Annotated in this window: 9 protein-coding genes; 8 read left to right on the top strand and 1 reads right to left on the bottom strand. The window is 46.4% G+C overall.

Annotated elements, in window-relative coordinates; all coding sequences use genetic code 11:
- Positions 1-217: 217 nt before the first annotated feature.
- Positions 218-844 (bottom strand): response regulator transcription factor, encoded by a 627-nt coding sequence (locus J2X75_RS30275; protein WP_310343362.1) that lies wholly within the window; start codon positions 842-844, stop codon positions 218-220.
- A 165-nt stretch (positions 845-1,009) separates the two neighbouring features.
- On the opposite strand from J2X75_RS30275, the gene lrcA reads away from it, so the two are divergent.
- The 8 genes from lrcA (at position 1,010) to J2X75_RS30240 (ending at position 9,468) form a co-directional block, all read left to right on the top strand.
- On the top strand, positions 1,010-1,126 hold the full coding sequence (gene lrcA, locus J2X75_RS30430; RefSeq protein ID WP_422641473.1) for a lasso peptide lariocidin: 117 nt from the start codon (positions 1,010-1,012) through the stop codon (positions 1,124-1,126).
- 97 nt (positions 1,127-1,223) lie between these two features.
- Positions 1,224-1,493 (top strand): PqqD family peptide modification chaperone, encoded by a 270-nt coding sequence (locus J2X75_RS30270; protein WP_310343359.1) that lies wholly within the window; start codon positions 1,224-1,226, stop codon positions 1,491-1,493.
- Positions 1,490-1,954 carry a lasso peptide biosynthesis B2 protein gene (locus J2X75_RS30265; protein WP_310343356.1) on the top strand — a complete coding sequence of 155 codons (465 nt, stop codon included), beginning with the start codon at positions 1,490-1,492 and terminating at the stop codon, positions 1,952-1,954. Before J2X75_RS30270 ends, J2X75_RS30265 begins: the two co-directional genes overlap by 4 nt.
- Positions 1,951-3,957 (top strand): asparagine synthase-related protein, encoded by a 2,007-nt coding sequence (locus tag J2X75_RS30260; RefSeq protein WP_310343353.1) that lies wholly within the window; start codon positions 1,951-1,953, stop codon positions 3,955-3,957. Before J2X75_RS30265 ends, J2X75_RS30260 begins: the two co-directional genes overlap by 4 nt.
- 46 nt (positions 3,958-4,003) lie before the next feature.
- Positions 4,004-5,953 carry an ABC transporter ATP-binding protein gene (locus J2X75_RS30255; RefSeq protein WP_310343350.1) on the top strand — a complete coding sequence of 650 codons (1,950 nt, stop codon included), beginning with the start codon at positions 4,004-4,006 and terminating at the stop codon, positions 5,951-5,953.
- Positions 5,950-7,755 (top strand): ABC transporter ATP-binding protein, encoded by a 1,806-nt coding sequence (locus tag J2X75_RS30250; RefSeq protein WP_310343347.1) that lies wholly within the window; start codon positions 5,950-5,952, stop codon positions 7,753-7,755. Before J2X75_RS30255 ends, J2X75_RS30250 begins: the two co-directional genes overlap by 4 nt.
- Before the next feature lie 13 nt (positions 7,756-7,768).
- A complete protein-coding gene (locus J2X75_RS30245; RefSeq protein ID WP_310343345.1) occupies positions 7,769-8,230 on the top strand; it encodes a GNAT family N-acetyltransferase in 462 nt (153 codons plus the stop codon).
- Positions 8,231-8,253: 23 nt separating this feature from the next.
- Positions 8,254-9,468: a clostripain-related cysteine peptidase gene (locus J2X75_RS30240; RefSeq protein WP_310343342.1), complete on the top strand. Its 1,215-nt coding sequence runs from the start codon at positions 8,254-8,256 to the stop codon at positions 9,466-9,468.
- Positions 9,469-9,697: the final 229 nt, after the last annotated feature.

Genomic DNA, 9,697 nt, shown 5'->3' with positions numbered 1-9,697 from the left:
CTATGGGATATTCCGGTCATTGAGATTGGTTTTCTGGTGGCGATTCTGATGGTGGCTTTCCTGCTCTATTCGATATTCAAATCAGGAAGATTCTAAAATAACAACAAAACCCGCAAAGAGACCTTTTTAAAGGATCTTTGCGGGTTTTGCTTTAAATTTTACTAGTTTTTTGGAGAATGTCATATTCACAGTTAATGTTTTGGTGCCTCTTGGGTGCTTATATCAATTTAAGAATCTTGCATTTGTGAACGGCATATGTTCTGGAGCTTACCCTCAGCTTTTTATACACACGCCCCAAATGATATTCGACATTTCGAGTAGACATGAAAAGAGAATCCGCGATTTGTTTATTGGTTTCGCCTTTAGCCACCTGTTGCAGCAATTTTATTTCGAAATCGGTCAGCATCGTTTCAGGTGCGTTAAAGAAAGCTGTCGGAGTGAAAATTGTTTTAAGGAAATCCAGGGAAAACACCACCGCCCCTTCCATGCACATGGAAATGCTTGTCAGCACCTGCTGAGCTGAAAAAGACTTGTCGATAAATCCGCGAATGCCTGCCTGTACCGACATTTGAAACAGCTGAATCATATCCTCCTGAGAATAGAAAAGCATGATTCTTGCATCAGGGACAATCTCCAGTGTTTTGGTTGCCAACTCAATTCCGCTAAGGTCTGGCATAGACAAGTCATACAGGTAAAGGTCTATTGGATTTGCCTGTTCTTTTATGAAGTCTAGCGTTTCAAGGGCTGAATGAAGTACAGATACCTTCATGTTGTTTTGTTCCAAAATGAGCTTCATTCCACAGGTAAATGCTTTATGATCGTCTACCAGAATTACGTTAAGCATGATATCCACCTCGTATGTAGTATTTTCTTTTCGGGCCGAAAAATAACCGTAAAAGCGGACTTGTGGAATCTTGACGGTTTTTGGGGATTTGTTTCGGTTAAAACCCATTATTTCTATGATATATTAAAAATGTAATATATTTCAAGTAGAGAGGCGGTGAAATATATGCGTAAAGTTCAAGTAGCTCCTTTGAAGAGTTATGGTGCATTCCTGACAGTAACTCTCTCCAAGAAAAGTAAGCCGGGAGATGGCAAATTCGGTCGTGGAGTAAAACGTGGTTAATTTCAAAAGGCATTATATGTTCACCAGAGAGGGCCTTGTGGCTCTCTCTAGTCATTTTCATATACTACATATTACCTTGCAGAGAGGGGTTGCAGGCATGAAAATTGCCCGAAGCGAGGAAACCGCCACGACGTCATTAAGCGAGGAATGTATCGTGCTGGACATCAATAACGGCGAATATTTTGGACTTGAAGGTGCGTTGATGGAGCTGTGGCTGGAACTGGAGACTGGAGCACAGGAATTTGACCAAATTCTGAGTAAATGGAAGAGGGAATTTGATCAATCCGAGGCGGAATTAACCTATATTCTGCAAACAGCAATTCAGGAACTCTCGACTAAAAAACTGGTGAAGGTCGATGCCTCATGAGCAAAGCTATCCCAGTCCATAACAAGGTTTATTTTACCACGGTCCATGCGTTTGTCCGCCTGTTACTGCTGGAGACGGATTTTATGGATGCTTATGAAAAAATTGCAATACACATGTACCCGCTTCATGTAAGCGCAGGGCGAAGAGAAGCGAATCAGATCGACACGGCTGAATTGTGCAGACTTGGTCAGATGCTGTATGAAATGGATGAGAACGATCATCTCATAACCTCGTGTGTATCCATAGCTATGACGGTTCAGGCCATTTTGTTTAGTGCCGGCTATGAGAGCGACTTGTTGATCGGCGTGAAAAAGATAGATGAAAAACTGTTCTCTCACGCGTGGGTGCGTCTGGGAGACGGCCGGACTATTGATCCTAATCATAAAGGAAATGATTTGAAGGTGTTGAAAACATATAATATGAGCGAATATGCCGAGAGGTGGGTGCTATCTCTGGGATGAAGATCTGGATCGCTATGCAGGGCCAAAATCAAAACATTTGGCTGGAGTGGATGGATTCAATTAAAAGGTGGGCAAGGGTTACCGGTGCTAATGTATATACGGACGATACGTTCCATTTAGCAACGCTCTCCTACGATTACGGAACGCAGGCTTCCGGTTCCTCCCCGGATGTCCGTCTTGATTTTCCCATCATTCTGGATGGTTGGGCAAGCGGCGAGCTGCAAGCCCATGCCGACGATTTCCCGTCCCTTTCATCTTATCAGCAGGAGCAGGCTTACCGCCTGCTGCAAGAGAAACCTGAATATCACCTATGCAAGTCCCAAGGGGAATTTACACTGGTGTACTTGAACCAGAAACGAAGAAGCTTAATTGTTGCTACCGACAGCTATGCAACCCGACCTGTTTATTACTGGATTAGCCCAAGAAATGAATGGTTTATTGCCAACGATCTACGCGTGCTTTTGCTGCTTCAGGATACTCCTTTTGAAGTCGATGAAGACGTGTGCCGAATGTATCCGACTTCAGGCTTTGCTGTAGGGGAGAACGGACTGGAGGAGCGGACTTTTTTTAAAGGCATTCGCAAGCTTCCCACTGCTTCCATTGCCTGGTTAAACAATCATCAGGTGAAAGTACAAAGCTATTGGGGAATGCGGGAACTGACAAGCCAGCCACAGCTCACAGAAGATCCTGTCCCCCAATTTCGTCAATTGCTGAAGCAGGTGACCCAGGAGCGCTTTAATGGCAGTAAAAGAATTGTTGAATTGAGCGGAGGACTCGACTCGGCCGCGGTTGTAGCTGCCGCCATTGCCGGCGGGAATAGGGAGCAGATTCTGGCTGTCAACATTTCTTTTGCGGAACCGGATATGATGCCAAGCCATGATAAGGATCTCGTCAAAAAAATGATGAGAGATCTGCGTATTCCTGGCTTGATCATTCATGCGGACGCAACAGCCAGAATACCTAATGCCGAAATTGGCAGGGACCCGTTATGGTTCGTGGATGGTCCAGACCCCCGAGCCAATTCGCTTGTGAATGAAACGTTTACAGTGCTCGCCCGGCAATTTCGGACTGCTGCCGTTTTGACGGGCGAAGGCGGTGACTTTGTATATAGCGGCGAGGCTGCTGTCATTGATTCCTATTTTCGGCAAAAGCGCTATCGGGAAGGCATTCGTCAGCTCCGGGAATGGACCGGCAATCGAGCAGGTTCTATGCTAAAAAGAGGATTTAAATATGGTGTGGCTCCATTTATTCCTTATATTGGGGACAAAATGTACTATAAGCTGTTATGGTCGGATACGGAATACGACTTGCCCGAATTCTTTACAAACGAGCATCTCCAGAGAGAACGACAGATGAATGCCGAGGAGGTTCACCGATATCGCAATAGCAGAGCACTAAAATATTGGGGAAAGCGTTATCATTATGACTTTTTATGGCCTCGTGCAAGATACATGGACTCTGTCAGCATTACCTTGCCTGCATATCATCCGTTTCTGGACCGTCGCATGATCGAGTTTTCTTTTTCAGTTCCGCCGGAGCAGCATTTTGATCTCTTGAAGGGGGAGCAAGACAGCTATGCCGGTTCCAAGCTGCTGCTTCGAAAAGCATTTACAGATATCTTGCCTTCGTATGTCTATAATAGGTCGTCCAAAACAACCTATGCCCATATGGCCAGGAAAAGCTTTTTGAATGACCGCCAGCATATTTTGCAATTGTTTGCGAGTGGACAGCGTGTGCTTGTTACAGAACTGGGCATTATTGACCAGCAAATGTGGTGGAAACACCTGGTCGCCATGGCAATCCGTTCGGAGGACCCGAATAATGATCTGGGCATGGGTTACCAATATATGCGCTCTGTTATCGACTTGGAGATTTGGCTACAGGAGATGAGCCGTGGCAAAGAACATGTGCTCAACCGCTCCAGGCCGGCTCCGGCAAGGATGCTTGGAGAGATCGAGGAGGTCAATATGAATGAGAAGAAGCCTATGTACTTTCATGCCTGATTCAGGGCCATTTCAATCATAAAGGTGCAGACGAATGGAGAAACACATGGATGATCATGAAGGACGGTGCAGCAGAGCAGAACGAACACGGCAAACAACCCAGTTACTCGTGCGAATGTTATGGCAATCCGGTCCGGTGTTAACCGTGCTTATCGTATTGTTCATATTCATTGAGGGGGCTGTTCCAGCACTTCAGCTCTATGCTTCTAAACAAATTATCGATGGAATTGCGCCAGACGTATCAGAATCATATGCGGCGCAGTGGGCTATTGTCTATGCTTGTAGCTTGGTTTTGCTCAGCCTCGTCAACGCCGCGCAAACCTGGCTTAAAATGCTGCTATCGGAGCGATCCATCATTACCGTGAATAGCATTTTGCTGGATGCTTTTGAACGTATTCCCGGCATGCGCTTTTTTGAAGAGGAGGAACACCGAAACCGGCTGGAGGCTCTGCGGGATCGCTCCAATTGGTTGCCAGCACAGCTCCTGAACTTCAGCGCGAATTTGTGCACATCTGTTTTTTCAGCTATTGGTATTATTATGCTGATTGCGGTGCTCTCTCCGATGCTGTCCATTATTCTGGTGCTGTCAACAGCTCCTTTTGCGTTCATGCAGAACCGGTACAACGAGATGGAATGGCAGTACGCCAAAGAATATGCAGTGATCAGAAGAAGATTGGATTACACTCGAAGCCTGATGATTAGTCGACGTGCCGCCAAGGAAATTCGCTTGTTTGGTTTGGGCAGCCATCTCCACAACATCTATCAACAGACGTTTGCCCAGCTGTATGAACAGTTTCGAATGATCCAGACCAAAAGCGCCAGAGGAACGGTTTTTACCGGTCTTTTTTCGGGTATGGTGGCAGGCGGAGCATATTTTTGGGTAGTAAGTCAATCTGGATCGGGCTCGATTTCGCTGGGGGATATTGCTCTGTATCTGGGGGCTGTATTTCAATTGTCTGTTTCCTTAAGAGAGATTGCCAAGGAAGGGGCCGACACGATTGATATCTGGAGAATGGGGAACGACTTCGTCATATTTATGAATGCAGAGGAAGATATCCAGAAGCCTTCACATCCCGTTCCAGTGAATACTGGCCCCCTCTCTATAGAATTCAAGGGAGTAAGCTTCAAGTATCCTTATCAAGAACAGGAGAGTGCTGCTTCCGAGGAAACAGCTGATGATTTCGACCTGGACCTGGACAGTGAAGAAGCCGATGGCGAAAATGAGGACGAAGTCTTCGACTATGCTGAGGACTTTCATGAGAATGAAGACAGACGCTCTCCCTGGGTCCTTGACCATATCAGTTTCAGCATATCTCCCGGGGAGCGCATCGCGATTGTTGGCGCCAATGGCTCGGGCAAAACGACCCTTGTCAAACTGCTGTGTCGCTTCTATGAGTTTTGCGAAGGCGAGATCCAAATCAACGGTGTGGATATTCGCTCGTTTGATGTCAGGGAGCTGAGAGAGCACATCTCGGTTGTTTTTCAGGAATTTGGAAAATATGAATTATCCTTACGCGAGAACATTATGATAGGCAGCCTGAATGCAAAACTGAGCGATAGGGAGATGAATCAGGCACTTCAAGATTCAAGGCTTGACCAGATCGTTTCGACGCTGCCTCGGGGAACCGAAACCCTCTTGGGCCCCGAATGGGGAGGTACTGATCTCTCGGGTGGACAATGGCAACGCGTTGCTTTAGCTAGAGCGATGGTTCGCGAAGCAGGTCTGGTGATTCTGGATGAACCGGCGGCGTCTCTTGACATTCGAGCTGAATATGAGATTTTCAATCAGTTTCAAAAAATGACAAAAGGTAAAACGGTTATCATGATCTCTCATCGGTTCAGCACGGTTAAACTAGCAGATCGAATCCTTGTCCTGAAAAATGGTTGTATTGTGGAAGAAGGTAGCCATGAGGCCTTGATGCGCAAAAATGGGGAGTATGCCACCATGTTCCGGTTGCAAGGAAGATCTTTTCAAGGGGAGGAGCATATCCAGTGATAGCATTGCATCGAATCACAGCCAGGCGACGACAGATGGCTTCCTCCATTTTGTTTGGACTGTCCTTGTTATGGACATGCTCGCCAGTAAAAGTGTGTACCGTTTTTGCCATTAAAGTGCTTGAGGCATTACTTGGTCCGCTGCTTGTTTGGCTGAGTGCCCAGATCATTGACAGATTGGCTGAACAGCAGTTTGTTCTTGCATCATGGGATACGCTGGCTTGGATGGTGCTCTTGTATATTGGGCTAACATTAGCGGTGGATGCCCTCCAACCCGTATCAGAGATGCACAAACGCCTGTTGACTGCAAAACTTCAAGCACACATTGATGAGTTGTTGATCAGCAAAGCAATGTCGATTCCAGATATTGCTCCTTTTGAAAAGGCAGGCTTCCATACAAAAACTCGAGTTATTCAATATAACGAATACTTCGTTACAATGTGGTTAACGATTATTTCTCAGACCATCGGAGGACTAGTCGTGATTGCAGCCGGGAGTATTATGATCGGAACGATCGCTCCCTGGGCCCCGATTGTCTTGCTGGCGTTGGTCGTTCCCAAGCTGTATTGGGAAGCGAAGCTTAACAACGCGACTTTTGAAGGACGCGAGGAGGTCCAGGAATTAAGGCGGCGTGCCGAATATTACGCTGGTACGCCGCTCAGGCCTGAAACAGCCGGAGAGCTGAAGGTATTTGGCCTTGTTCCTTTTTTTAAGGAGAGATATCTGAACACATCACGAGAGCTTCTGCTTACACTTTCAGCCGACCAACGGAAACTGGCCCTCCATCAATTATTGTGGTCTGTGCTCCAGTCGCTTGCCGCCGGCCTCATCATTATTTATCTAGTTGGACATGCGCTTTCCGGCCATTTCACAGCAGGGGACATCTTTTTATTTATTGGTGCCACTATTCAGTTGAATGAGGGAATGAATGAATTGTTTGCAGCTTTTGCGATCGGTCCCAGGGAAGCTCGGCATCTGGAGAAGATTCGTTCTTTTCTCTATAGCGAGAATGAAATGAAGTCAGGCTCATGCCCTCCTGCGGTGTCCGTCAAAGAGGGCTTCCGGCTGGAAGGGCTCCATTTCCGGTATGATGAAACCAAAGTTGTGTTGGATATCCCTGAGCTTATCATCCCTGCTGGAAAAGTGACCGTGCTGGTCGGTGAAAATGGATCAGGCAAAAGCACGCTTGTCAAACTGCTCCTGCGCTTCTTTGATCCCAATGAAGGAGCGGTGTTTTACAACGGTATTCCGCTGGGAGAGTATGATATCGCTGCCTATCGGACACAGGCCACAGCGGTATTCCAGGATTTTGTACGCTATGAAATGAATCTTCGAGACAATATTGGACTAGGTAATCTTGGGGCTGTTAACGAGCAAAGGATAATCGAAAGAGCTGCCAAGCTGGGCGGAGTAGATGAATTTCTCTGCAAGCTGGGGCAAAAATATGATACACAACTAGGCAGGCTATTCGGAGGCAGAAGCCTTTCAGGAGGAGAATGGCAGCGGATTGCATTATCCCGTGCTTTTATGAGAGAGGATATTGCCGGATTGCTGATCATGGACGAACCTTCTTCTGCGCTTGATGTGTTCATGGAGGAAGACGTGTTCCAGCGAATGCGGGATTTAATGAAAAACAAGACGGTGGTTATCGTCTCGCATCGGTTAAGCACTGCACGACACGCAGATTATGTAGTCTATATGGAACAGGGCAGAATCATGGAGACGGGAACACATGACCAATTACTGGAAAATAAAGCAGGGTATGCTGAACTATACAATATGCAGGCTCAAAAATACAGATAAGAGGTGAGATGAAATGAGCGTGATTGACAATTTGCGACCGTTTACAGAGCGAGATTTGCCAATGCTGGAGGATTGGTTTAAGGATGCAGAGGTTCATCGGCGCTTGGAGGGAATGCTTCCTTTAGACGAGTGGCATCAGCACGTGGAGCAGCATCCTGGTTATGACGTGTGGGTAGCGTTCTCGCAGGGGAAAGCCGTAGGTGTAATTATGATTGAGCAGGAGGAGCAGAATACGGGAAGCATTGCCATTGTTGTCGATCCGTCGGTTCGAGGCAGGGGCTACGGCAGAGCAGTGGTTGGAAAAGCTATGCAGCTTCCCAAACTGGAAACGATCCATAAATGGTACGCCGGAATTGAAGCTGACAACGCTGCTTGTTTGAAGTGTTTTCAGTCTACTGGTTTTGTACTGGAGAACGAAGATCCTGATGAAGACGGTTATTTTTCTTTATGGCATATTGCTAATATTAAAGTGTAGAGCGGAAACAAGGAGGGAAGGCAATGAAAAGAACAATACGGCTGCTTGTTTTCATTCTGCTTGTCTCGTTTCTTCCTATATCTGAACTAAAAGCATCCGATCGGCAGGCCGATTACACCTTTCTCATCTATATGATTGGTTCAGATATGGAAAGTGATTTTCATATGGCAAGCGATGACTTGAAGGAAATGATGAGTGTCGGCTCTTCCAGCAATGTAAATGTTGTTGTTCAGACAGGAGGGGCCCGAAGCTGGGACCATTCGTCCATTGAGTCCGGTCTGAATCAACGATGGCGTGTGGAAAAGGGGAAGTTGGCTCTTCTGGATAACGCAGGCTCGCAAAATATGGATACATCCGATTCCCTTACAGATTTCATTCGCTGGGGAACCCGTGAATATCCAGCTCGGAAGCATGTGCTTATGTTCTGGGGGCACGGTCTTGGGCCGATCGATGGATACGGCGGCGACGAGCACTATGGAAATAAAAAAATGAGCTTGACCGAGCTTCAAAAAGGAATTGGACACGCCTATAACGAAACGGGAATTAAATTTGAACTCATTGGCTTCGATAATTGCAAAATGGCAAGTGTGGAGGTGGCCTATGCACTTAGGAACTATGGCGAATATATGCTTGCCTCTGTCGATTACACGAATCAGAATGGGTGGGATTATACAAAAATGCTGAAGGCAGTTCAAGAAAAGCCCGGGATTTCCACCCTTGAGTTGGGCAGAACTATTGCTCAAGGATATCTGGAACAGTCGAAGGAAAACGGCGAAGAGGAGGACCTTCAGCAATCGATCATTCGACTGGATCGGATGGAAGAGGTTATGAGGGCAGTCGAGTCATTCAGCAAAAGATTGTTAAAGCCCCAAGCTATGACAAAGGGAATAAGTCATTTGAGAAAAGCACGGGATCAAGCCGAGGATTATGCGGACGAAGCCGATTTGGTGGATCTTGCTGATTTGTTTACCTTGATCGGCAAAAGAATGAAAGCTGAGACAGAGGCGGACCGCGTCAAAAAAACAATTAAAAAAGCGGTTGTTTATAACATGAAGTCTCCTGAACACCCCAAGGGAGAAGGAATGAGCATTTATTTTCCGAGCAAGGATGTCTATCGCTTTACCGAAAAGGTCAATATGTATCGAAAACTGGAATTCAGCTCGAGCTATAAGGCTTTCATTACTGAATACTCGACATTGTTGTCACGTCTGCCTCAAAATACTCCAAACAAAAAGTGAACGTTGTTATATGCAACTGAAGTTAAGGAAGCAACGAAGCATGAATGACGCTGCAAGCAATGGAGCCTGTGTGAAACCATCAGCACATAATCAGTGATGAAGAGGGAGAGCTTCTTCATACCTTTCTTGTTGGCATGGTGGGCAGTCTGAGTGATGAGATGAAACAACAGCTCGCTTCGCTTATTATTGGGTTAATGCGCAAAGATACGGACAGTATGATCCGGGCGAT

This window comes from Paenibacillus sp. 2003, assembly GCF_031455635.1.
Taxonomy (GTDB): Bacteria; Bacillota; Bacilli; order Paenibacillales; family Paenibacillaceae; genus Paenibacillus; species Paenibacillus amylolyticus_B.
Note: the sequence above shows the minus strand (reverse complement) of the source record. Positions and strands in the feature narration are given on the sequence as shown.

What these genes read in the sequence shown, in the direction of transcription:
- J2X75_RS30275 (WP_310343362.1), bottom strand. Translation starts at nt 844, where the DNA reads ATGCTTAACGTAATTCTGGTAGACGATCATAAAGCATTTACCTGTGGA.
- J2X75_RS30255 (WP_310343350.1), top strand. Translation starts at nt 4,004, where the DNA reads ATGGATGATCATGAAGGACGGTGCAGCAGAGCAGAACGAACACGGCAA.
- J2X75_RS30260 (WP_310343353.1), top strand. Translation starts at nt 1,951, where the DNA reads ATGAAGATCTGGATCGCTATGCAGGGCCAAAATCAAAACATTTGGCTG.
- J2X75_RS30265 (WP_310343356.1), top strand. Translation starts at nt 1,490, where the DNA reads ATGAGCAAAGCTATCCCAGTCCATAACAAGGTTTATTTTACCACGGTC.
- lrcA (WP_422641473.1), top strand. Translation starts at nt 1,010, where the DNA reads ATGCGTAAAGTTCAAGTAGCTCCTTTGAAGAGTTATGGTGCATTCCTG.
- J2X75_RS30270 (WP_310343359.1), top strand. Translation starts at nt 1,224, where the DNA reads ATGAAAATTGCCCGAAGCGAGGAAACCGCCACGACGTCATTAAGCGAG.
- J2X75_RS30240 (WP_310343342.1), top strand. Translation starts at nt 8,254, where the DNA reads ATGAAAAGAACAATACGGCTGCTTGTTTTCATTCTGCTTGTCTCGTTT.
- J2X75_RS30245 (WP_310343345.1), top strand. Translation starts at nt 7,769, where the DNA reads ATGAGCGTGATTGACAATTTGCGACCGTTTACAGAGCGAGATTTGCCA.